The sequence below is a fragment of the Bifidobacterium saimiriisciurei genome, from assembly GCF_010667655.1.
Taxonomy (GTDB): Bacteria; Actinomycetota; Actinomycetes; order Actinomycetales; family Bifidobacteriaceae; genus Galliscardovia; species Galliscardovia saimiriisciurei.
Genome location: NZ_WHZU01000009.1, coordinates 1 through 24,419, shown reverse-complemented (window position 1 = coordinate 24,419; position 24,419 = coordinate 1). Strand labels below are relative to the sequence as shown.

Sequence of the window (24,419 nt, the reverse complement as noted above, 5' to 3'; positions counted from 1 at the left end):
CCCCCCCCCCCCCCCCCCCCCCCCCCCCCCCCCCCCCCCCCCCCCCTCCCCATGCGTTCGGCCGAATCATCGGCCCATCGGCCGGTCCACCGGCCTAGGGCGGATCATCGAATCATCGAATCAGGCCTTGGCCACTTCGATGGCGAGATCCTTGACGTCGGCGGCGGTGATGTCGACGCCGGCTTCGGCCAGGGTCTCGTGGGCGATGAGGTCCTTGAACTGCTCGGCCTTCGCCGCGTCGGCGGCGGGGACGATCAGCTTCAGGCTGATGCGGTCGGCGATGTCGAGGCCGGCGTCCTTACGGGCGTCCTGCACGGCGCGGATGACGTCGCGGGCGTAGCCTTCGGCCACGAGGTCGTCGTTCAGCTCGGTGTCGAGAATCACGAAGCCGCCGGTCGGCAGGGCCGAGGACACGGAGTTGGCCGCCTCTTCGGCGTTCTCCTCCTCCACGCGGTTGATGAGCTCGTACTCGCCTTCCACGAGCGCGATGTCGCCGTTCGGGGTTTCGGCCACGGGGGCGCCGTCCTCGCCGACGTGCCAGGCGCCGGTCTTGGAGGCCTTGATGGCGAACTGGACGTCCTTGCGCAGGCGCTTGCCGGCGACGCGGGCGTTCACGCGCAGCTCGTGCACGATCTTGAGGCCCTGGGAGCCGGCGTCCTCCATGGTGCAGAACTCGATGTCCTTGACGTTGAGCTCGGACTTGAGGATGTCGGTGTAGGGTTCGACGGCGGCAACGTCCTCGGCGACCACGGTGAGCTTGGCGAGCGGCTGGCGCACGCGGATCTGCTGGGCCTTGCGCAGCGAGAGCGTGCCGGAGACGACCTCGCGCACCTTCTCCATGGCGGCGACGAGCTTGTCGTCGGCCACGAGCGTCTTGCCGAGCTCGGTCGGCTCGCCGGTCTTCTCGTCGGCGAGGAACGGCCAGTCGGCCAGGTGCACGGATTCGCCGCCGGTCAGGCCGCGCCAGATGGTCTCGGTCTCCATCGGGGCGAGCGGCGCCATCACGCGGCACAGCACCTCGAGGGCGGTGTACAGCGTGTTGAAGGCGTCGGCGTCCTCGTTCCAGAAGCGGTCGCGCGTGTTGCGGATGTACCAGTTGGTGAGCATGTCGATGAAGTCGCTCACCTCGTCGCAGGCGTCGGAGATGGCGAATTCGTCGAGCGACTTCTGCACGTTGGCCACGAGCTTGCGCAGGCGGGCCAGCAGGTAGCGGTCCATCTCGGGCAGTGCGGCCACCTCGTCGGCGCGCAGCAGGCGGGCGTCGAAGCCTTCGCCCTTGTTGGCCGCGTTGGCGTAGAGGGTGAAGAAGTAGTAGGAGCTCCACAGCGGCAGCATGACCTGGCGCACGGTGTCGCGGATGCCTTCGGATGTGACGATGAGGTTGCCGCCGCGAAGGATCGGGGACGACATGAGGAACCAGCGCATGGCGTCGGAACCGTACTTGTCGAACACGCCGTTGACATCCGGGTAGTTGCGCAGGTGCTTCGACATCTTCTGGCCGTCGGAGCCGAGCACGATGCCGTGGCAGATCACGTTCTTGAAGGCCGGGCGGTCGAACAGGGCGGTGGCCATGACGTGCAACAGGTAGAACCAGCCACGGGTCTGGCCGATGTATTCGACGATGTAGTCGGCCGGGAAGTGCTGCTCGAACTTCTCCTTGTTCTCGAACGGGTAGTGGAACTGCGCGAACGACATGGAGCCGGATTCGAACCAGCAGTCGAGCACGTCGGAGATGCGGTGCATCGTGGACTTGCCGGTCGGGTCGTCCGGGTTCGGACGGGTCAGGTTGTCAATCCACGGACGGTGCATGTTCACGTTGCCGTCGCGGTCGCGCGGGTAGTCGCCGAAGTCGGCCTTGAGCTCCTCGAGCGAACCGTAGACGTCGACGCGCGGGTACTTCGGGTCGTCGGAGACCCACACCGGGATCGGCGAACCCCAGAAGCGGTTGCGGGAGATGGACCAGTCGCGGGCGTTGGCGAGCCACTTGCCGAACTGGCCGTCCTTCACGTTGCCCGGAATCCAGTTGATCTCCTGGTTGAGCTCGAGCAGACGCTTCTTGATCTTGGTGACGGAGACGAACCAGGAGCTCACCGGCTTGTAGATCAGCGGCGTGGCGCAGCGCCAGCAGTGCGGGTAGGAGTGCACGTAGCTCTTCTCCTGCAGCAGGATGGCGCGGTGCTCCTCGGGAATCGAGGCGAGCGGGCCGTCGCCGTTGCGCAGGTTGCGCAGGATCGGCGTGTTGGCGTCGAACACGAAGAGACCTTCGTATTCGGGGCACTGCGCGGTGAAGCGGCAGCCGGCGTCGAGCACGTCGGTGCTCTTGATGCCCTTGGCGTTGAGCGTGTTCATATCGTCCTCGCCGTAGGGGGCCTGGTGCACGAGGCCGGTACCCTCGACGGTGTCGACGTAGTCGGCGGTGAAGATCTGGTAGCCCTGCGGTCCGGGGACGTGGCCCTCGGACTCGGCCTCGTCGCCCGCGAAGTACGGGAACACCGGCCAGTAGCGCCAGCCCTCCATCTCGGAGCCCTTGAGCTCGCGCACGATCTCGTAGTTCTCGCCGAGCTCCTTCTCGTACTTGGCGAGCAGCGGCTTGCCGAAGTAGAACTTCTTGCCGGCGTACTTGCCTTCGGTGGGCCTGACCTCGACGTAGTCGATGTCGGCGCCGACGACGATGGCGAAGTTGGTGGGGACGGTCCACGGCGTGGTCGTCCAGAACACGGCGTAGGCGTCCTCCTCGTCGCGCAGCTTCACGGCCACGGAGACGGTGGTGTCCTGACGGTCCTGGTACACGTCGGCGTCCATACGCAGCTCGTGGGCCGAAAGCGGCGTGCGGTCCTTCGGGCAGTATGGCAGCACGCGGTAGCCCTGGTAGGCGAGGCCCTTGTCGTACAGCTGCTTGAACGCCCACATCACGGATTCCATGTACGGGATGTTCAGGGTCTTGTAGCCGTGCTCGAAGTCGACCCAGCGGGCCTGACGGTGCACGTAGTCCTGCCATTCGTTCGTGTACTTGAGCACGGAGGCGCGGCAGGCGTCGTTGAACTTGTCGATGCCCATCTTCTCGATCTGGTCGACGGAGTCGATGCCCAGTTCCTTCTGCGCCTCGAGCTCGGCGGGCAGGCCGTGGGTGTCCCAGCCGAACACGCGGTTGACCTTGCGGCCCTTCATGGTCTGGTAACGCGGGATCACGTCCTTGGCGTAGCCGGTAAGCAGGTGGCCGTAGTGCGGCAGGCCGTTGGCGAACGGCGGGCCGTCGAAGAACACGAACTCGTTCTGGCTATGGTCGCCGGAGGGGTTGCGTTCGACGGACTTCTGGAAGGTGTCGTCCTTGTCCCAATAATCGAGGGTCTTCACCTCGAGGTCGGGGAAACTCGGGTTCGGTGCCACGTGCTCCAGGCTGGAGTCGGCCGCGGCCTTCGGAAACTTGTTGCTCACCGCTATCTCCTCATGCACAGTTTCGTCATTACTACTGTCACGAGGACGAATCGTCCGGCATCGATTCCGCCCACGTCGTTTGCGACGCAGGCACGCGATGCGCGGCGAACCGCGGTACCACCTCGCTTGCCGCATCCGTTCCAAACGTCCCGGAACGTCGATGCGACCGCTTGAATTCGGCTGTCTCGGGCCTACCCGCCGGGTCTAATAGGCCGTCGCCATGCTGCGTTTTCGCCGCAACGAACGTCGGCCGTTCTTCCGGAAGCTCCCCGCTGATGACGGATCAATGCTCAACGCGTAACATGATAGCACCGGCCGGCGAACGCCCCGAACGTCATCCCAAGGAATCCCCCGGAATGTGACCCGCGTCACGAAATCCGGCGATCAATCGAATTTTCCCGGCATCTGGATGCACAGGCTGGCACGGAATGGGATTTTCTGACGGCATTGGATTCCGTGACATGATTTCTTGGCACGGAATGGGAATCTCACTATTGTGCCGCTCCGTGGCAGGATTTTTCATGAACAGTCGATATGAAACCGCATGATTCCGCGGTTTTGATAGAGCGACCATCGTCGTTTCCCGTCATCGAATGCGAAATATTGCGATTGTTGCGTTCCATGGCAGAAGATTCCGTCACGGCACACCGGGGAACGGCATCGTTCGCGGAAGAGAATGGCGAGCGGTTCGGACGAAGGCGGATATGCGAAGGCCCGCATCCCTCCGGCGGGGATGCGGGCCTTGGCTGCGTCACTCGAGTTCGACGGCGCCGGTGTAGAGCTGGTAGTACTCGCCCTTCTGGGCGATGAGCTCGTCGTGGTTGCCGCGTTCGATGATGTTGCCGTGGTCGAGCACCATGATGACGTCAGAGTTGCGCACGGTGGAGAGGCGGTGCGCGATGACGAACACGGTGCGACCCTTCATCAGCGCGTCCATGCCGGCCTGCACGACCTCCTCGGTGCGCGTGTCGATGGACGACGTGGCCTCGTCGAGGATCAGTGCGGGCGGGTCGGCCACGGCGGCGCGGGCGATGGAGATCAGCTGGCGCTGGCCCTGCGACAGGCCTGAACCGTCGCCCTCGAGCACGGTGGCGTACCCTTCCGGCAGCATGCGGATGAAGCCGTCCGCGTTCACCAGGCGAGCCGCCTCGATGCATTCCTCGTCGGTGGCGTCGAGACGGCCGTAGCGGATGTTGTCCATCACGGTGCCGGTGAACAGGTTCACGTCCTGCAGCACCACGCCGAGCGAGCGGCGCAGGTCGGGCTTGCGGATGCCCTTGATGGAGATGCCGTCGTAGAGGATCTGGCCTTCCTGGATGTCGTAGAACCGGTTGATGAGGTTGGTCACGGTGGTCTTGCCCGCGCCGGTGGCGCCGACGAGCGCGATCTTCTGACCGGGCTTGGCGAACCAGGTGATGTCGTGCAGCACGGGCTTGGACGGGTCGTAGCCGAACGTCACGTTGGTGAAGCGCACGTCGCCGCGCAGCAGCGTGTAGCGTCCGTCGGGCGAGGTCACGGCCTGTTCGCGCGCCTTCAACGCCACCTCGCGGGCGGCGCCGTGCAGCTTTTCGGCGGCGCGCAGCGAACGCATGCCGTCGTCGCCCTCCTCGCGCTTCCACGCCCAGTATCCGGTCTCGTGGTCGGTCTCGCGCATAGTGCGGCCGTCCTCGCCGAGCTCCACGTTCACGAGGGTGACGGTGCCGCCGTCGGCCTCCACCGGCTCGTCCATGAGGGCGAAGATGCGCGAGGCGCCGGCGATGGCCATCATCACCATATTGAGCTGCATGGAGACCTGGCCGATCGGGTTGATGAACGAGCGCGAGAGCGTCAGCAGCGAGATGAGCGTGCCGAGCGTGAGCGGTCCGGCTCCGGTCAGCCCGAAGTTGCCAAGTCCGGCGAGCGCCACCGCGCCGCCGATGATGGCCATGAGGATGTAGAGCAGGTAGCCGAGGTTGCCGACGATCGGCATGGTCACGTTGCCCCACGTGTTGGCTTCGGCGGCCGCCTGGAAGAGCTCCTCGTTCTTCTCGTCGAAGGTCTTCTGCGTGGCGTCCTCGTGGTTGAACACCTTGATGACCTTCTGGCCGTTGACGGATTCCTCGACGAACGCGTTGACGTCGCCGAGCCACTGCTGCTGCCTGACGAAGAACCGTCCGGCGCGGCCGACGACCTTGCGCACGATCCACAGCAGTCCGAGGGTGAACACCACCACGAACGCGGTGAACGGCACGGACAGCCACAGCATCGACAGCAGCGCCGCGATGGCGGAGATGGCGGCGGAGAACATCTGCGGGAACGACTGGCTGATGGCCTGGCGCAGCGTGTCGGTGTCGTTCGTGTAGTGGCTCATGATGTCGCCGTGCTCGTGGCTGTCGAAGTAGCGGATCGGCAGCTGCTGCTGGTGGGCGAACATGTCGTCGCGGATCTTCTTGAGCACGCCCTGTTCGACGGTGACGATGAGCCACTGCCACAGCCAGCCGGTGAGGATGCCGGCCACGTACAGGCATCCGATCAGCGTGATGGCGCGGATGAGCGGCCCCCAGTCGGGGTCGGCGACACCGACGAGCGGCAGGATGTAGTTGTCGACGAGCGTCTGCAGGAACAGCGCGGAGCCGGCCTGTGCGGCGGCGCCGATGAGGATGCACGCCACGATGATGATGACGCGCGCCTTGTACTGCATGATGTAGCCGAAGATGCGTTTGATGGTGCCGGGGGCCGGCTTCATCATGGCGGGCCGGCGGCCGGCGGCCGGCTTGGATGCGGTTGCGTTCTTCGCGGGCATCAGCGGGCACCTCCTTCAACTTCTTCCGGGTTGGCCTGGTTCTTGGTCTGGGATTCGTAGATGGACCGGTATTCGTCGCAGGTCTCGAGCAGCTGGTCGTGCGTGCCGCGGGCCATGATGCGGCCGTTGTCCATCACGAGGATCATGTCGGATTCCTGTACGGAGGCGACGCGCTGGGCGATGATGATCTTCGTGGTGTAGGGGATCTCGTCGCGGAACGCGGCGCGGATGGAGCGGTCGGTCTTGGTGTCGACGGCGCTGGTGGAGTCGTCGAGGATGAGAATCTTCGGCTTCTTGAGCAGCGCGCGGGCGATGCACAGGCGCTGGCGCTGGCCGCCGGAGACGTTGGTGCCGCCCTGTTCGATCATCGTGTCGTATTTGTCGGGGAACTCCTGGATGAAGCCGTCGGCCTGCGCGAGGCGGCAGGCGTGGCGGATCTCCTCGTCGGTGGCGTCGGGGTTGCCCCAGCGCAGGTTGTCGGCGATGGTGCCGCTGAACAGCACGTTCTTCTGCAATACCATGGCCACCTGGTCGCGCAGCAGTTCGAGGTCGTAGTCGCGTACGTCGACGCCGCCGACCTTCAGCGTTCCGGAGGAGACGTCGTAGAGGCGCGGCACGAGCTGCACGAGCGAGGACTTCGCCGAGCCGGTGCCGCCGACGATGCCGACGGTCGAGCCGGACGGGATCTTGAGGTCGATGTCGTCGAGCACGGGCTTTTCGGAGCTGTCGGAGTAGCGGAAGGTCACGTGGTCGAATTCGATGGAGCCGTCGGCCACCTCGCGCACGGGGTGCTCGGGGTCGGTGACGGTGCTCTGCTCCTGCAGCACCTGGGTGATGCGTTCGGCGGAGGCCTGGGAGATGATGACCATCACGAACATCATCGACAGCATCATCATGGCCATGAGGATCTGCATGGCGTACGTGACCAGCGCGGTCAGGTCGCCGGTGGTCAGGCCCACGGCCGCGTTGTTGCCGGAGGCGACGATCTGGTTGGCACCCATCCACGAGATGAGGATCATGGAGCCGTAGACGCACAGCATCATCAGCGGCATGTTGAAGCTCATGATGCGTTCGGCCTTGGTGAAGTCCTTGAAGATGCGCTGCGAGATGCGGTCGAACTTGGTGATTTCGTAGCCTTCGCGGTTGAACGACTTGACGACGCGCACGCCCTGCAGGTTCTCGTCGACCACGTTGTTGAGCTCGTCGTAGGTGTGGAAGACGCGTTCGAACACCGGGTGCACGAGCACCGCGAGCCCGCACAGGCCGAGGCCGAGGATCGGGATGCAGGCGAGGAACACCATGGAGATGGAGGGGCTGATGCGGAACGAGAAGATCCATGCGACGACCACCATGATGGGCGCGCGCACGCCCATGCGGATCATCATCATGTAGGCGGTCTGCAGGTTGGTGACGTCGGTGGTCAGTCGCGTGATGATCGAGCCGGTGGAGAACCGGTCGATGTTGGTGAAGCTGAAGCGCTGCACCTGCTCGAACTGGTCGTGGCGCAGGTTCTTCGCGAAGCCGGCCGCGGCGATGGCGGCGAAGCGTCCGGCGAGGAAGCCGCAGCTCAGCGAGACGGCCGAGCAGCACAGCAGGATGAGGCCGAACCTCACGATGGCGTTCATGTCGCCGCCGGTGATGCCCTGGTCGATGAGCATGGCCATGACCGTGGGGATGAGGATCTCGAGGATGCTTTCCACGGCCACGAATGCCGGCGCGAGCCAGCTTTCCCTCTTGTATTCGCGCATCGACCTGCCCAATGTGCGGAACAGATGCGTCGGCCTGGCCGGCTTGTCCTGCCTTGCGGCGTCGGTCGCCGCTGCGGCCGCTGTTGCGGTATCGGTCACTTGTCGCCCTCCTTCTTCGTCATATCGTTTGTCGTATCGTCGTTTGTCGTATTGCGTTGCGTCGTCTTTCCCCCGCCGGCCTCGAACTCCCGTTGCGCCTCGTCGATGTTGTCGCGCATCCGACGCACGTAGTCGAACATGGCGGCCTTCTCCGCCTGCGAGAATCCGGCGAGCAGACGTTGTTCCATGCGTTCGCCGTTGCGTTTGAGGTCGGCGACGATGGAGTCGGCCCTGGCGGTCAGCACGATCTTCTTGAGCCGCGCGTCGTGGGCGACCGGCTCGCGGATGATCAATCCCTTCTTCTCCATGAGCGTCAGCACGCGCGACGCCGTGGAACGGGTGATGCAGAACTTGCGTTCTATGGTGTGCTGGTAGATGTCCTTGTCGCGGTTGCGGGCAAGGAACATGATGATGCGCGCGTTGCCGCCCGTGGCGTCCGATGCCGATTCGGGCATCGTCTCGCCGAGATACCGGTCGACGGACTTGCCCAGCGCACGCATTTCCAGGCTGAGCACGCGTCTGTCCATACGACTCCTTGATTCACCGATTCACGTCGGGATTCGTTTCCCCACGGAAATGTTGTATATGCAACGGACGATGATAATACGACGCACATACAACAGTTGCATATGCAACATTCCGCGTGTCGGATGGGTTCCTCTTGAGGATTGGACACCGAACGTAATCCGTCGCCGTCATCACATTCCATGCCATGATTTTTTGGCATGGAAGCAACGATTCCGTCTTTTCAACGTTCCGTGGCGGACGACAACGCGATCGTCCGGCAAAAACCGCATGATTGCAGGGGTTCATGCTGACCGTCATGCGAAATGTGTGGCAGGGAACGCATAATCATGCGTCATCGTTATTCCATGCCATGGTTTTCCGGCAGGGAACGCATGACTAACCTAATCATTCGCTCCGTGACAGACGCTCCCCTGAGCTCCCCTCAACGAGGGAATCTCAGGGGCATGAATCCTTTTCCATGCAAGGGCGAGAGGAGCCCAGCCCGCGAAGATGAACGGGACGCCTGTCACGCGGCTTCGGAGAGGGTGGGCTTGGACTGGGCGTCGCCGCCGTCCTGTCCCTGCGCGCCATGTGCGCGGTTGCGTTCGTCGTTCACGGCCTCGGCGGCCTGACGCTTGGCCTCGGCCTGCTTGGCGGCGGAGATCATGAGCTTGATTCGGTTGAGCTGGTTGGCCTGCGAGGCGCCCGGATCGTAGTCAATGGACACGATGTTCGCCTCGGGATGCTGACGGCGGATCTCGCCGAACATGCCGCGGCCGGTCACGTGGTTCGGCAGGCAGGCGAACGGCTGCGCGCACACCACGTTCGGCGCGCCCGATTCGATGAGCTCGAGGATCTCGGCGGTGAGCAGCCAGCCTTCGCCGGCCTGCACACCCACGGACGTGACCTCGCCGGCCTTCTTGACCAGTTCGGCCATGGGCAGGTCCTGCGAGAACTTGCCGTTCGCGGTCGCGATGGCGCGGCGCACCGGGTTGAGGTAGCGGTCGAGGCCCCAGCGCATGAGCGCGTACAGCTTCTTGTTGCCGCCGGTGCCGAGGTTCTTCTCGTTCCAGTCGGTGATGTACGGGCGGGTGGTCATGAACTCCATGATGCCGGGCACCACGGCCTCGCATCCCTGGGATTCGATGACGTCGACCACGTGGTTGTTCGCATCGGGATGGTACTTGACGAGGATCTCGCCGACGACGCCCACGCGCGGCTTGCGCGGGATGTCGCGCAGCGGCAGTTCGTCGAACGACCTGACGATCTCCTTGAGCAGGGTCGGGTACGGCAGGTATCCCTTGCCGATCCTCGCCTTGGCCGTCTTGGAGAAGCCGTGGTGTTCGATGACCTCGCGGGTGATGGTGTCCCACATCCCGTACAGCTCGTTCGCGCTGCCCCTGACCTTCTCGTACGGGCGCACGCGGTACAGGCACTTGAGGAACAGGTCGCCCACGATGAGCGCCTTGACGGCACGGTGCAGCAGCGCCGGCGTCGGCGTGAAGCCGGGGTTGGATTCGAGGCCCTGCGTGCTCAGCGCGATGACCGGCACCTGCGGGTATCCGGCGTCGATGAGCGCCTTGCGGATGAGGCCGAAGTAGTTGGTGGCGCGGCACATGCCGCCGGTCTGCGTGATGGCGAGCGCCACCTTGTCGGGGTCGTACTTGCCTTCGACGATGGCGTTGACGAGCTGGCCGATGACCATGATGGCCGGGTAGCAGGCGTCGTTGTTGACGTATTTGAGGCCGAGTTCCACGTCGTCGCGGCTGGCGTGTTCGAGGATGTCGAACTTGTAGCCGCCGGATCGGATGACCGATTCGATGAGCGACATGTGCATGGGGCTCATCTGCGGGGCGACGATGGTGTAGTCCTTCTTCATGGATTTGCCGAAGGGGATGCGGTTGGCGTACTTCGACATGGTGGCGGTGTTGTGCGCGTTCTTCTTGGTCTGCGCGCTGGCCTTGGGGTTGCCTTCCATGACAGCGTCGAGCAGTGCCTGGCGTCCGGCGGTCGGCGCCTTGGAGCCGGTCTTGCGGAATTCGCCCTTGCCGGCCTTGGCGGCGGCAGGCTTGGCTCCCGGCGCACCCATGGCGCCCGCACCCTTGCCGAGTTCGATGGCGTACGGCTTCTTCACGAATCCGGCGTCGAGGTTCGCGGCGGGCATGGCCTTGTCCATGTCAGCCTGCGCGGCCTCGAGCTGGCGACGTGCCTCCTCGTACTTGGCCTGGGCCTCGGCGAGCCGGTTCTCGGCGATGGTCTCGCGGCGCACCTGCTCGGCGGTCTTCCGGGCGGCATGCTCCTCGCGGGCCTTGTTGGCCTCGCGCTCCTCGACGGCGGCCTTGAGCGAACGCAGTCGGATCTTGGCGGCGCCGAGGTTGGAGACCTCGTCGATCTTGAGCAGCGTGTACACGTCGGCCTTGTCAGCGAGGATCTCGGAGACCTGGTCAGTGGTGATGGCGTCGAGGCCACAGCCGAAGGAGTTGAGCTGCACGAGTTCGAGGCCGGGGTACGAGGCCACGAAGTGCGCGGCCGCGTACAGGCGGGAATGGTAGGCCCACTGGTTGGTCACGCGCAGCGGCATGCGGGTGACCTTGCGGTCGCCCACGTGGCGGAATCCCGCGGAGTCCTTCTCGCGCGGGTTCTTCTCCCCTTCCGCGAGGTAGTCGCTCAGATGCAGGTCCTCGCCGGGCTGCAGCTCGCAGATGGAGTCCTCGGAGAGCACGACCATGCCGAGCGCGCAGATGGTCTCGGGGATGCCGTGGTTGATCTCCGGGTCGATGTGGTAGGGGCGTCCGGCGAGCACGATGCCGCGGCAGTTGTGCTCCTTCATGTAGGCGAGCGCCTTGAGACCCTCCTGCTGCACGTCGTGCTTGAAGAGCTTGTCCTCGGCATACGCGGCCTTGACGGCCTCCTCGGCCTCCTCGCGCGTCACGTCGGCCCATGCGAACTCCTCGACGATGCGGTCGACCATGAGGTCGTGGTCGGCGAGGTTGAAGTAGGGGCGCATGTAGCGGATGGACGGGTCGCGCAGTTCGGGCATGTTCGCGCCGATGACGACCGGATAGTTGGCGACGACCGGGCAGTTGTAGTGGTTGTCGGTGTTCTCCACGAGGTTCTCCTCGTAGGAGACGCACGGGTAGAAGATGGTCTTGATGTTCTTCTTGAGCAGCCACTTGATGTGCCCGTGCACAAGCTTGGCAGGATAGCAGATGTTCTCGGAGGCGATGGAGTCGATGCCGGTCTCGAACAGTTCGTGGTTGCTTCGGCCGGAGATCATGACCTTGAACCCGAGCCTGGTGAGCAGCGTGAACCAGAACGGGTAGTTCTCGTACATGTTGAGCACGCGCGGGATGCCGATCTCGCCGCGGGTGGCCTTCTTGTCGGTGAGCCTGCGGTAGGAGAAGCAGCGCTTGTACTTGTACTCGTAGAGGTTCGGCCTGTCGGAACGCTGCTTGTTGCGGTCGCCGCCGCGTTCGCAGCGGTTGCCGGTCACGTAGCGCGAGCCGTCGGCGAACGTGGTGATGGTGAGCTTGCAGTGGTTCTGGCACAGCTTGCACACGTCGCGTTCGGACGTCATCGACAGGTTGTCGAGTGCTTCGCCGGTGAGGATGGACGAGCGCTTGCCCGGCTCGTCGTCATCGTTGTAGTGCATGCGCGCGGTGAGCGCCGCGCCGTACGCGCCCATGAGGCCGGCGATGTTCGGTCGGGTGACCTCGCGTTCGGTGAGCAGTTCGAAGGCGCGCAGCACGGCGTCGTTGAGGAACGTGCCGCCCTGCACGACGACGGTGTCGCCGAGCTCGCCGGCGTCGCGCAGCTTGATGACCTTGTACAGGGCGTTGCGCACGACGGAGTAGCACAGGCCGGCGGCGATGTTCTCGATGGAGGCGCCTTCCTTCTGCGCCTGCTTGACCGACGAGTTCATGAACACGGTGCAGCGCGAGCCCAAGTCGACGGGATGGTCGGAGGCCAGCGCCTTCTGCGTGAACTCCTGGATGGTCAGGCCCATGGACTGGGCGAACGTCTGGAGGAACGAGCCGCAGCCGGAGGAGCAGGCCTCGTTGACGGCGATGGAGTCGATGACGCCGTCGTTGATGGCCAGGTACTTCATGTCCTGGCCGCCGATGTCGATGACGGCGGTGACGCCGGGGCTGACCATTTCGGCGCCGCGGTAGTGGGCCATGGTCTCCACCACGCCCTCGTCGAGGTGCAGGCCGGTGGTGATGAGGCCTTCGCCGTAGCCGGTGGCGCAGCTTCGTGCGATCCATGCGTCTTCGGGCAGTTCGTTCTGGATCTTCTTGACGATGTTGACGGCCGCGGTCAGCGGGCTGCCTTCGTTGTTGGCGTACGACGACCAGACGATCTCGCGGTCGTCGTTGACGAGCGTGGCCTTGATGGTGGTCGATCCCGCGTCGATGCCGAGGAAGTGCGGCCCCTTGGCGCCTTCGAGGGTGCCGATGTGGATGTGCTCGCGGTGGTGGCGCTCGTTGAAGCGTTCGCGGTCGGCCTCCGTGTCGAACAGCGGGGGCATGGTGGGGGTGTCGCTCGGCAGGTTCTTGAGGTTCTCGAGCGCCTTGAGGATGTCGGCGAGGGTGCGCGGCTCGTAGTGCTTGGAGCCTTCCTCGGTCTCCTCGGAGGTCTCTTCGCCGGCGAGCAGCGCTGCGCCGTAGGCCACGTACAGGTGGGCCGATTCCGGCGTGATGAATTCCTTGACCTGGTCCTTCAGCGCGCGGCGGAACGCCTCGCGCAGTTCGGAGAGGAAGAACAGCGGGCCGCCGAGGAAGATGACGGTGCCGCGGATAGGACGGCCGGAGGAGAGTCCGGCGATGGTCTGCGTGGCCACGGCCGTGAAGATGGATGCCGCGAGGTCGGGCTTGGCGGCGCCGTCGTTGATGAGCGGCTGCAGGTCGGTTTTGGCGAACACGCCGCATCGCGAGGCGATCGGGTAGAGCGTCTCGTAGTTCTTGGCCATCTCGTTGAGGCCGGTGGCGTCGGTGTCGAGCAGCGTGGCCATCTGGTCGATGAACGCGCCGGTGCCGCCTGCGCACGAGCCGTTCATGCGCTGTTCGGGCGTGGGCTTCAAATACGTGACCTTGGCGTCCTCGCCGCCGAGTTCGACGATGACGTCGGCCTGCGGGTATTTCGCATCGATGGCGACGGTCTCGGCGATGACCTCCTGCGAGAACAGGACGTGCAGGTTGTCGGCGAGGCCGAGGCCGCCGGAACCGGTGATGGAGAGCCTGACCGGCTCGTTTTCGCGGCCCAGTTCGGCCAGATGCTCGCGGATGTCGGCCAGCAGTTCGGCCACGGTGGCACGGACGTTGGCATGGTGGCGTCGATAGTCGGCGTAGAGGATGTGCTGTCCCGGCGCGGCGAGCGGGGACTCCTCTCCCGCCGCCGTCTTCGAGCCGTCCTTATCAAGGACCACCGCCTTCACCGTCGTCGATCCGATGTCCAGACCGATTCTGATGTAGTCGTTCGTCTTCAACTCCGACATGCTGTTTCCTTCATCCGTTCGTGTGCCCTGTTCGCGTTCAACCCGCCGCGATCTCACGTTCCCTCGCGGTGTCCAACCTCACGTTCTCGCACATTGTTCATTGATGAATCGTAGTCGGCGGGGCGGAACGACTGGCGACGATTCCCATGAGATTTCTCACAAAGCAGCGGTCTTTTCAGCCACGGGCGAAGTATATTCGACGCATATTCCGTGACTGTCGAGCCCACCGACCTTTCCTGATTTCCCTTTGACAGGGAGGTGACGCCGTACCCGCCGACGGCCGATGCATTCGTCACTTGTCGCCTTCGGCGCTGTCGCGGTCCTTGCCGTACATCTCAGGGATGAACCGCTCCTGGTCGTGCAGTCTGCCCCAGATCACCGGCTCCTCGACCTCCAGCGACTTCTGCACGTCGATGATCCGCTGGTTCTTGGAGCCGCGGAACTGCAGCAGCGAATCGTGCTGGTCCTTGAGGTAGCGGCCGTCGACGAGCACGTCGATGAGTTCGAGCAGTTCGCGCTTGTCGGGGGTCTCCCCCGGACGCATGAGCTCCTCCCACGTGTAGCCCGTCCAACACCAGATGTCCTTGGTGTGGCCGAACCGTTCGCGAATCTTCCTCACCAACGGGGTGAGCACGGGGGTGTTGAGCAATGGCTCGCCGCCGAGCAGCGTGAGCCCCTGCACGAACGACTGGGAGAGGTCGTCCATGATCTGGTCCTCGAGCCTCTGGTTGTATTCATAGCCGGCCATGAAGTCCCAGATGGACGAGTTGTAGCAGCCGTCGCAGCGGAAGGGGCAGCCGCTCACGTAGATGGAGCAGCGGATGCCCTCGCCGTCGGTCATGAGGAACCGCTTGTAGTCGGCGATCATGTTCTGGCACATGCGGCGCCCGTCCCATTGGCCGGCCCTGGGATTGTTGGTCAGCGGACTGGGGACGCCGAGGCCTCGGTCCGGCTCTCCGGCGGCGAAGTCATGGTGCTTCACCTGCTTCCATGAGTCCTGCGGCATGGTTCACCTCCTTACACGCAAAGAAGGCTCCCCTCCGTATCAGAGGGGAGCCGATGCCTCAGCATGGAATCACTTGGTCTCTTCGTACCATTCGCGCTCGGTGCCGTCGGAGAGGGTCACGTGGCCGGTCTCGCCGCTCATGTGCTTGACGCGGTGGGCGATCTCCTCGTGGCGGCCGTGCACCATCGGACGCTGCACCGGGTTGCCGAGGTAGCCGCAGGTGCGCTTGGTCACGTTGCACTTGTCCGGGTCGGAGTTGCCGCACTCGGGGCACTTGAAGCCCTCCTCGGTGGGCTCGAAGTCGCCTTCGAATCCGCACACGAAGCAGTGATCGATCGGCGTGTTCGTGCCGAGGTAGCCGATGCCGATGTTGTAGGCGTAGTCCCACACGGCCTCGAGGGCCTTCGGGTTCGGCTGCAGGCAGGGGAACTCGCAGTAGTTGATGAAGCCGCCGGAGGCGAGGTACGGGAAGTCCTTCTCGTAGGCGAGCTTCTCCATCGGGGTGGGCTGCAGCCACACCGGGTAGTGGAAGCTGTTGGTGTAGAAGTCGTGGTCGGTGACGCCGGGGACCTTGCCGAACTTCTCGCGGTCCATGCGGTTGAAGCGGTCGGTGAGCGACTCGGCCGGCGTGGAGTACACGGAGTAGTGGTAGCCCTCGGCGGCGCTCCACTGCTTGCACAGGTCGTTCATGCGCTGCACGATGGAGAGGGCGAACTTCTTGCCGTCCTCGTCCCAGTGGTGGTCGGTCATCCAGTCCTTGCCGAAGAACACGGCGGTGGTCTCGTACAGGCCGATGTAGCCGAGCGACACGGTGGCGCGGCCGTCCTTGAACAGCTGGTCGACCTTGTCGTTGGCGTTCAGGCGGCCGAAGGCGCCGTAGCGGTAGAGGGTCGGCGCGTTGACCGGGGTGGCCTGCTTGCAGCGCATGATGCGGAACTGCAGGGCCTCGTGGGCGATCTCCATGCGCTGGTTGAACAGCTTCCAGAAGCGCTCGACGTCGCCGTGGGATTCGAGGGCGATGCGCGGCACGTTCACGGAGACGACGCCGAGGTTCATACGGCCGTCGGTCACGTCCTTGCCGGTCTTCGGGTCCTTCCAGCCCTGCAGGAAGGAACGGCAGCCCATCGGGGCCTTGAAGGAGCCGGTAATCTTGACGATGTTCTCGTAGAACACGACGTCGGGATACATGCGCTTGGTGGCGGATTCGAGCGCCAGCTGCTTGAGGTCGTAGTTCGGGTCGCCCTGGTCGGCGTTCACGCCGTGCTTGACGGTGAACACGAGCTTCGGGAAGATGGCGGTGTGACGGTCCTTGCCGAGGCCGCGGATGCGGTTGAGCAGGATGGCACGCTGGATCTCGCGGGCGAACCACGAGGTGCCGAGGCCGAAGCCGACGGTGACGAACGGGGTCTGGCCGTTGGAGACGCGGTTGGAGTTGATCTGGTACTCCATGGTCTGCATGGCGTCGTAGATGGCCTTGCGGGTCATGATCTTGGCGTAGACCTCGCGCAGCTGCTCGATCTCGGAGAGGTTCTCGTCGAACGGGGTGTCCTCCGGCAGCGGCTCGCGGTTCTCGAAGTGCAGCCACTTGGGCTCCTGGGCCTTGAGGCCCTTGACCACGTCCTCGGCCACGTTGATGGGCATCTCGTCGGGCAGGATGGCCTCGGCCATCTTGAGGTTCTTGTCGTAGTCGCGCTTGGCGTAGCGCTCGAGCATCTCGTCGCAGCGGTTGACGGTCTGGCCGCCGTACTGGCAGCCGGCGATGTCCTTGATGATCTGCGTGATCTGCGTGGCGGCGGTGCCGATGGACTTCGGGGAGTCCATCATGGCGTTGCCCAGGGCGAAGCCATGCGCGAGCATGTCGCCGAAGTCCGGCAGGGAGCAGTTACTCATGGCGGTGAACGGCGAGTAGTCGGCGTCGTGGAAGTGGATGTCGCCCTTCATGTGGGCGTTGGAGACGCGCTCGGGCAGCATGGAGAAGGCGGAGGCCTTGCTCACGGCGCCGGCGAGCAGATCGCGCTGGGTGGCGTAGACGTTGGAGTCCTTGTTGGCGTTCTCGCGCACGAGGGCCTCGTCCTTGTTGACGAGTCGGCTCACGGCCTCGTTGATGTCGGTGGCCTTGGCTCGCTCGATGTCCTTGTTCAGACGGTAGTTGGTGTAGGTGCGGGCCACCTCGTACAGGTGCTCGCCGATCAGCGCGTGCTCGACGAGGTTCTGGATGTCCTCGATCTTGGCGGGACCGGTGTAGCGGGTCTTGACCTCGGCCTCCACGCGGTCGGCGATGTCGCGGATGATGCGCTCCTCTTCAGGGCCGACCTTCTTGTCGAGGTCGCCGAAGGCGGCGCTCACGGCATTGATGATGTTGATGGGATCGAAATCCACCACCCTGCCGTCACGCTTCTCGACCAGCACGGTCTCCTTCTGCGGGCGAACCGCCTCGATGGTCTCCTGCTCAAGCACCTGTGCGCTCATCAGACTCCTTCCGCCAGAACTCTTCGTAACGTACGTAATGAATAACGCGTATAGCGGTCGTTTCCCGCCGGGACCGCTGCACCGGCCTTTAGCACATTACAGCACTTCGACCACAATATCTAGTTGCCGCCTGTTACCTCAAACGCATATCTAGTGCTTTCGGCATTATCAAGCGGAAAATCAGGGCCACCGAAATTCGCCTACGGCGTGTCATGGCCGACCATCGATTCTGCCGTTAGCCGGCGACAAATCCGGCACGCCGAACGAGGCTGTGAGATGATTCACAGACCGCCTGTGAGCAAGGTCACGTCGGCGCGGGATGTCCCCGTGGTGACCGAAAGTTGAAGGCATGACCCAAACGCTCTTTTCCGATCCGGCCGCGCCGGACGCCGGCCGGCCGCCCCAGCCCCAGCCGCTGCCGAGGCTCGCGCGCGACACCACGCCGGACAACCCCTGGCCCATCAGCCTGCTGAGCCGCAAATACCACGACGCCGTGGCCAAGTGGCCAGGCACGTGGATAGAGGGACAGATATCCGAGATCAACACGCGTCGAGCCGGTTCCGCCTATCTTACGGTGCGCGACAACACCGAGGACATCTCACTGAACGTCACCGGCTTCGGCCGGTTCGCGCAGATGGCCCGCGAATTCCGCCAGGGCGACCGCGTGGTCCTTCACGGCCGGCCTGACGTATGGATGAAGCAGACCCGCCTGAGCTTCATGGGCGACGACATCCGCCGCGTGGGCAAGGGCGACCTCATGGCCCAGATCGAGGAGCTGCGCAAGCGCCTGAAGGGCGAGGGGCTCTTCGACGCCGAGAACAAGGTGCCGATTCCCGAATTCCCCCATCGCATCGGTCTGGTATGCGCCCCGCAGGCCCGCGCCGAAGGCGACGTGATCACCAACGCGCGCCTGCGCTGGCCCACCATCCGGTTCACCGTGCTGCACGCGCATGTACAGGGGCCGAGCTGCCCGCCGGACGTCATCGCCGCCATACAGCGGCTCGACGCCGACCCCGAGGTAGACGTGATCATCGTGGCGCGAGGCGGCGGCAGCTTCGAGGACCTCATGGGATTCTCCGACGAAGGCGTGGTGCGCGCCACGGCCGCCTGCACGACGCCCATCGTCTCGGCAATCGGCCACGAGGACGACTGGACGCTCATCGACCTCGCCGCCGACATGCGCGCGTCCACGCCGACCGACGCCGCCAAGCGCGTGGTGCCCGACGTGAACGAGCAGCTGCAGATCGTGGACGAGGCCCGGCGCCGCATCCGCGACCGCATCCGCTCCCGCGTCGACAACGAGATGCGGCTCATCGAGGGCTATGCGAACCGTCCGAGCCTTACGCAGCCGCTGACCATGCTCGACCGGCCGCAGCGTTTCGTGGACGACGCCCGTCAGCGGCTCGACATCGGCCTGCGCCGTATCGTCGACGATGCGAGCCTGACCGTGGAGAAGCTGCATGCCTCGCTCACGGCACTGAGCCCGCAGTCCACACTGGACCGCGGATACGCCGTGGTGCAGGATTCGCAGGGCCACGTCGTCGGGGACGCCGACGCCGTCAAAGCCGGCGACGAGCTGTCGGTGACCTTGCGCAAGGGCCGCATCCGCGTGACCGCCGAATAATCGGCGCACAGCCGTCGAACCCGGCGATGATTCATATAGCAGTCAATATCACATATATACAAGGACCATCCGAAACATCCAGCAAGGAGCTGTCATGACCGACACCACCGCAAACGCCTCCTCCGTCCCCGCATTGAGCGACGAGGAGCTGAAGAAAATCGATTCGCTCAGTTACGAGCAGGCCCGCGACCAACTCATCCAGGCCGTGCAGGTGCTGGAGGCCGGCGGACTGGACCTCGACGCGTCGATGCGCCAGTGGCAGGTCGGCGAAGCGCTGGCCCGACGCGCGCAGAAGCTGCTCGACGACGTGCGCGCCCAGCTCGACGCCGCCCAGGCCGAGCAGGCCAGCGCCGGAGCCACTGCGGGTACTCAGGACAATCTGTCCTGAGTACCCGTGCGCGGCCTTAGCGGCCGCTCTCCGAATACAACAAGGGGCCGTCGCGTACGCAACGCGACGGCCCCTATCGTCTACAGACGAAAACCCCGGAGATCTCAGATACCGAAGACTTCCTTGGCGACCTTCTCCATGGTGTCGCCAGCCAGCTCGGCGATGTCGTTCTTGGTCGCGTTGATGCGGCCCAGAGCCTCGTCGGCCTGCTCGTAGGTCCAGTCCAGACCCAGTTCCTTGGCAAGAGCCAGAACGTCGTCAACGATAACAACGTTCTTCATCTTTTCAACCAGCGTCTTCTCGTCCATGAGAACTCCTATTCATAGCGACAATACACACCGATGCCGGGGCATCCGGTATCAGCCAATCTCTGGTGTAGTACTCTGCTCGAAAAATGTAAAGCCGTGTCCGACTGTTTCCATATTTTGTTCAGGAATCATTCGCCCACGCGCAAGGTGGCCAGCAACGCGGCATGATCGGTGCCTTCGATGCGGTGGACCTCCAGGTCGGAGGCGGAGACCCCTCGGTCCATCACGATATGGTCGATTCCGAACATCGGGGGCAGGACGGTGCGATTCGCCGGCCAGGTGAAGGTGAGGCCGCGCCCGGCCGAACGGGCCGCGTCCGTGAACCGGTCGCCGAGAACGTTCCTGAACGGCGCATGGTCGTATGTGGCGTTGAAATCACCCATGAACACATAGGTGCCGCCGCCGACGCTTTTCATGGCCGCCAGTTCGTCGAGACTGCGCTTCCACTGGTTCCAGTATCCGGCCACGGGCGCCGTCGTATGCACCGAAACGAATCGAAGGGTCCTGCCACCTCCGAGGCTCACCGTTCCGGCAGGCATCTGGGAGGCGCTGGACTGCACCTCGTCCCGCACGGCATTGGCCAACGGCCGTGCCGACCATGCGCCGTTGCCGTACACGCCGTCCGCCGAAGCGGTCTTCGCATATGGCAGGTATTTCGCGATGCCGGCCTCGTCCAGACGGTTCACGAAGTCCGCCGTGGTCTCCTGCAGCGTAAGCACCTGCACCTTCTGCTCGCGCACCAGCTTCACGATCTGCGCGGCGTCGGCGCGTCCCTTGTACACGTTGCAGGTCATCACACGCAGCGTCGTTCCCGACGACGTGGACCGCGACGACGGGGATTCCTCCCGCACGGCGTTCGCGAAGAACGGCGCCTGCCAATACGACACCAGAATCAGGCATGCCACGGCGAGCGAGGTCAGGACCCGTCGGCGTCCCAGCACCGCGAACAGCAGCGCCACGGCGGCGACGAGACCGAACCATGGGGTCGCGGCGACGATGTTCGGCACATACGGCAACGCGGACAGCCGCATCGGCAGCAGTCGGGCGACGACGCCCACAAGCGCTCCGACGGCGAATGCCGCCGACATGGCGCCGCATATCATCCTGCCGACGGCGCGTCCGCCCGACGTCATGCGTTTTCCGTCACTCATCGCCACATCACCTGACCATCCGATTCATACGGGCAATATGAAAAAGGTCTTGGAACCGCATGCCAACCATACGATTCCAAGACCTCTCCAGTGCCCGAGATGCGATTCGAACGCACGACACCCGCTTTAGGAGAGCGGTGCTCTATCCCCTGAGCTACCCGGGCAACAGCGTTTCACTATACCGCAACGCCCGGGTTTTGGCAACACGCCAGAAGATGTCAGAATCCGAAGCGCGTACGGCCGAACTGGTCGAGCCAACGCAGGATCGCGCCTTCGCGCAATGCCCATGGGCAGATCTCGATCTCCTCGATCTTCAGCGCCTTCATGACCTCGTCGGCCACGACGGCTCCGCCGACGATCTGGTTCGTACGCTCGGGGGTGATGCCCGGCAACGCCACGCGCTGCTCGGGCTCGATGGAGGCGAGACGGGGAATCCAGTCCTCCAGCTGCGCGCGGTTCATGCGCCAGCTTTCGTCGGCGCCGATGACCTTCACCTTCGAACCGGCGAGGCGGGCAAGCGAACGGAACGTCTTGGATGTGGCGACCACGTGATCGGGGCGCTTGGAGTCGGCGAACTCCTTGACGATGGGTTCGATGATGTGGCCGACCTTCTTGCGAAGGTGGGCCAGCTGCTTGGCGTCGGCGGTTCCCTCCGGCAGGAAGGCATGGGTGACGCGGCCCGCACCCGCCGGCACGCTCATCGCCTTGTCCGGCTCCTCGTCGACGCCGGTGGCGACTTCGAGAGAGCCGCCTCCGATGTCGAGCACGAGCAGACGGCCCGCACCCCAGCCGTACCAGCGCCGGGCGGCGAGGAAGGTGAGACGGGCCTCGTCCGGCCCGGAAAGCACGGATACCCCCTGCCCAATGCGCTGCTCGATCTGCACGAGGATCTTCGGCCCGTTGGGCGCGTCCCTCAATGCCGATGTGGCGATCGGCACGACCTGCGAGACCTCGTACTGCTCGGCGAGCTTCATCGCCTGGTCGACGGCGGCGAGGATGGCCTTGACGCCTGATTTCTTGATGGTGCCGTCCGCTTTGAGATACTGCATCATGCGCACCACGGACCGGCTGGAGGCCTCGGGCTCCGGCCGGGCACCTGGTGCGGCGTCGACGATCAGCATGTGGACGGTGTTGGACCCGATGTCAAGAACACCGAGTCGGATATGTCGGTTCCCTATTTGCACGCTGCCCAACAGTATCAGGGCGAAAAACCGTCAAACGTTTGCCTTTTCAGGATTCGTCAACATATCGAATACGAATATATCGGTGATGTCGTCGTACACCGCCGGCAGCGGCGGGACGACGACATCACCGGCGACTCGTCGGTGCGGCGCATCGACGCCGTCGCCGCACCGTGGAGCCGCCCGGTCAGAGGCGCGACTCCGCAGACGGGGACGCCGGAGCATCGGAGACGGCCTGGCCGGTCAGCAGCGCATTGGTCACCTCGTCGTACATGTTCTTGAATCCGGAGGGCGTCGAGGCGGGCAGCACGACCGTCTTGGCGTTCTTCGACTCGCTCATCGAGCGCATGACGTCAAGGTACTGGTTGAACATCACGATCTGGTTGACCTCGTCGATGTCCATGCCGACGGCGTGCAGGCTCTTGATCTGGTCGACGATGCCGTTGGCGATCTCTCGACGATAGTTCGCCTGGCCCTCGCCCTGGAGGCGGGTCTTCTCGGCATCGGCCTGCGCCTGCGTCTCGATGGCGATGCGCTGAGCCTCGGCGCGCTGGCGGGTGGCCTCCTTCTCACGCTGGGCGGCGTTGATGGAGTCCATGGCCTGCTTGACCTGGCCGGAGGGGTCGATGGCGGTGATCAGCGTCTTGACCACGTTGAAGCCGAACCGCTGCATCTCGTTGCCGACGGTCTGCTGCACGTCGAGCGCCACGTTGTCCTTGCGGGCGAACGCATCGTCGAGCGTCAGGGCGGGGATGGCGGAACGCAGCGCGTCCTCCATGTAGCTGCGCAGCTGCGCTGCGGGGTTCTGCAGCTCGTAGTAGGCGACGTCCACGTGACGGGCGTCGACGCGGAACTGGGTGGACGCCACCACGGTGACGAACACGTTGTCGAGCGTCTTGGTCTCGAGCTTCACGTCAAGCTGGCTGACTCGCAGGTTCATCTTCTGCGCGATGCGGTCGATGAACGGTATCTTCATGTGCAGGCCGGCCACGGTGACGGCGTGGAACTTGCCCAGTCGCTCGATCACGTAGGCGTTCTGCTGCGGCACGATATACAGGCTCATGAACAGCAGCACGATGATGAGCACCAGCAATATGAACAGGAACATCGTTCCGAAACCGATGAATGCCATGGCATTCCTTTCCCTTCATTCCGCGGCTTGCCCACGGCCACGTGGGGCCCGCGGAATCCATTAGACGCTTTCATGTTCCCACACGCTTCCGACGCGCCACGGGGGCATGATGCGAACATTCGTCGAACGGAACGTGAACGCGGTGCCGTACGATGGTCCGTTATGACTCAATACTCCCCCAACGGACGTTCCGTGACCACGACCATGCCGATCGCGAGCCGTGCGCTGCGGCGGTGGATACCCGACCAGCATGGCGCCTGGGCGATGGTGCTGCTGCCGGCGATGGCGGGCATGACGCTCAGCGGAGCCACGCCGACGCAGCTGTGGCTGCTCGCCGCATGGCTGCTGTGCTACTTCCTGCAGTTCTCGGCCGCGCGATGGCTCAAGTCGCGATTCCGGAAGCGGTACCGCAAGCCGGTGCTCGTCTATGGCGCGTTGACCGCAGCCGTCGGCGTGCCGTTCGTGCTGCTGCACCCCGAAGTGCTCACATGGGCCCCGGTGTTCGGCGTGCTGCTGGTCGTTTCGCTGATGGCGTCGTGGAGCCGCAGGGAGCGGTCGCTGTGGGCGAATGCGGCGGCGGTGCTCGCCACGGCGACGATGGCCACGGTGATGCCGCTGTTCGGCGAGCATCCGACGCCCGGCGGCACGGCGGTCGGATTCGACGCGTTCGGCATGCATGTGCCGCTTTCCCGCGAGGGCTGCTACGCGGCGGCGATCTTCGCGTTCACGCAGTTCGGGTCCGTGTTGTTCGTCAAGACGATGATTCGCGAGCGCGGCAGGTCGTCGTATCTGAACGCCTCGGTCATATGGAACGTGGTGCTCACGTGCCTGGGCTTCGCGGCGCAGCCGACGCTGGGCGCGAGCGGCGCGGCGCTGCTGGCCCGGTCGGTGGCGCTGCCGCTGCTGGCCCGCAACAGGACCATCGGCCCGATGGTGACGGGACTGGTCGAATGCGCGACGAGCCTGATGGTGTTCGCCTCGGTCGTCTACGCCGTCCCCCGCATCGGCTGGTAAGGCCTGCGGGTCTATCCGTTCATTAATAGTCGGTCCACGACGGTCATAAAGAGATTTGTGGGTCTACGACATACATGAGGA

General features: G+C 64.4%; 14 protein-coding genes and 1 tRNA gene. 3 read left to right on the top strand and 12 right to left on the bottom strand.

Annotated features, from left to right (window positions below; all coding sequences use genetic code 11):
- Window positions 1-120 precede the first annotated feature (120 nt).
- The 7 genes from ileS to nrdD all read right to left on the bottom strand — a co-directional run bounded on the left by ileS (window position 121) and on the right by nrdD (window position 17,540).
- Entirely contained in the window at window positions 121-3,435 is a 3,315-nt protein-coding gene (gene ileS / locus GFD18_RS06510; protein ID WP_163200045.1) for a mupirocin-resistant isoleucine--tRNA ligase, read from the bottom strand.
- 751 nt (window positions 3,436-4,186) lie between these two features.
- Window positions 4,187-6,217, bottom strand: coding sequence for an ABC transporter ATP-binding protein (locus GFD18_RS06505; RefSeq protein ID WP_163200046.1), 2,031 nt, complete (start codon window positions 6,215-6,217; stop codon window positions 4,187-4,189).
- The gene (locus GFD18_RS06500; protein ID WP_318644396.1) at window positions 6,217-8,064 is read right to left on the bottom strand and encodes an ABC transporter ATP-binding protein; all 1,848 of its coding nucleotides are present in this window, start codon (window positions 8,062-8,064) and stop codon (window positions 6,217-6,219) included. Before GFD18_RS06500 ends, GFD18_RS06505 begins: the two co-directional genes overlap by 1 nt.
- Window positions 8,061-8,591, bottom strand: coding sequence for a MarR family winged helix-turn-helix transcriptional regulator (locus GFD18_RS06495; RefSeq protein ID WP_163200047.1), 531 nt, complete (start codon window positions 8,589-8,591; stop codon window positions 8,061-8,063). The genes GFD18_RS06500 and GFD18_RS06495 overlap by 4 nt, the downstream gene beginning before the upstream one ends.
- A 506-nt stretch (window positions 8,592-9,097) precedes the next feature.
- Window positions 9,098-14,065, bottom strand: coding sequence for a 2-hydroxyacyl-CoA dehydratase (locus GFD18_RS06490; RefSeq protein ID WP_163200048.1), 4,968 nt, complete (start codon window positions 14,063-14,065; stop codon window positions 9,098-9,100).
- A 292-nt stretch (window positions 14,066-14,357) separates the two neighbouring features.
- Window positions 14,358-15,071 carry an anaerobic ribonucleoside-triphosphate reductase activating protein gene (gene nrdG, locus GFD18_RS06485; RefSeq protein ID WP_163200049.1) on the bottom strand — a complete coding sequence of 238 codons (714 nt, stop codon included), beginning with the start codon at window positions 15,069-15,071 and terminating at the stop codon, window positions 14,358-14,360.
- 69 nt (window positions 15,072-15,140) lie between these two features.
- Window positions 15,141-17,540, bottom strand: coding sequence for an anaerobic ribonucleoside-triphosphate reductase (nrdD, locus tag GFD18_RS06480; protein ID WP_163200050.1), 2,400 nt, complete (start codon window positions 17,538-17,540; stop codon window positions 15,141-15,143).
- A gap of 349 nt (window positions 17,541-17,889) precedes the next feature.
- Between nrdD and xseA the strand changes: the two genes are divergently transcribed.
- Entirely contained in the window at window positions 17,890-19,164 is a 1,275-nt protein-coding gene (xseA, locus tag GFD18_RS06475; protein WP_163200051.1) for an exodeoxyribonuclease VII large subunit, read from the top strand.
- A gap of 94 nt (window positions 19,165-19,258) precedes the next feature.
- Entirely contained in the window at window positions 19,259-19,552 is a 294-nt protein-coding gene (locus tag GFD18_RS06470) for an exodeoxyribonuclease VII small subunit (RefSeq protein ID WP_163200052.1), read from the top strand.
- Window positions 19,553-19,656: 104 nt separating this feature from the next.
- Here the strand turns inward: GFD18_RS06470 and GFD18_RS06465 are convergent, their stop codons facing one another.
- The 5 genes from GFD18_RS06465 to GFD18_RS06445 form a co-directional block, all read right to left on the bottom strand.
- On the bottom strand, window positions 19,657-19,860 hold the full coding sequence (locus GFD18_RS06465) for a hypothetical protein (RefSeq protein ID WP_163200053.1): 204 nt from the start codon (window positions 19,858-19,860) through the stop codon (window positions 19,657-19,659).
- A 128-nt stretch (window positions 19,861-19,988) separates the two neighbouring features.
- Window positions 19,989-21,011, bottom strand: coding sequence for an endonuclease/exonuclease/phosphatase family protein (locus GFD18_RS06460; protein ID WP_225432944.1), 1,023 nt, complete (start codon window positions 21,009-21,011; stop codon window positions 19,989-19,991).
- 91 nt (window positions 21,012-21,102) lie between these two features.
- Window positions 21,103-21,175 (bottom strand) — tRNA-Arg (locus GFD18_RS06455).
- A 54-nt stretch (window positions 21,176-21,229) separates the two neighbouring features.
- On the bottom strand, window positions 21,230-22,195 hold the full coding sequence (locus GFD18_RS06450) for a Ppx/GppA phosphatase family protein (protein ID WP_449727617.1): 966 nt from the start codon (window positions 22,193-22,195) through the stop codon (window positions 21,230-21,232).
- 184 nt (window positions 22,196-22,379) lie between these two features.
- Window positions 22,380-23,324 (bottom strand): SPFH domain-containing protein, encoded by a 945-nt coding sequence (locus GFD18_RS06445; RefSeq protein ID WP_163200055.1) that lies wholly within the window; start codon window positions 23,322-23,324, stop codon window positions 22,380-22,382.
- 192 nt (window positions 23,325-23,516) lie between these two features.
- Here GFD18_RS06445 and GFD18_RS06440 point away from each other — a divergent pair, with 192 nt between their 5' ends.
- A complete protein-coding gene (locus GFD18_RS06440; protein WP_318644391.1) occupies window positions 23,517-24,338 on the top strand; it encodes a YwiC-like family protein in 822 nt (273 codons plus the stop codon).
- Window positions 24,339-24,419: the final 81 nt, after the last annotated feature.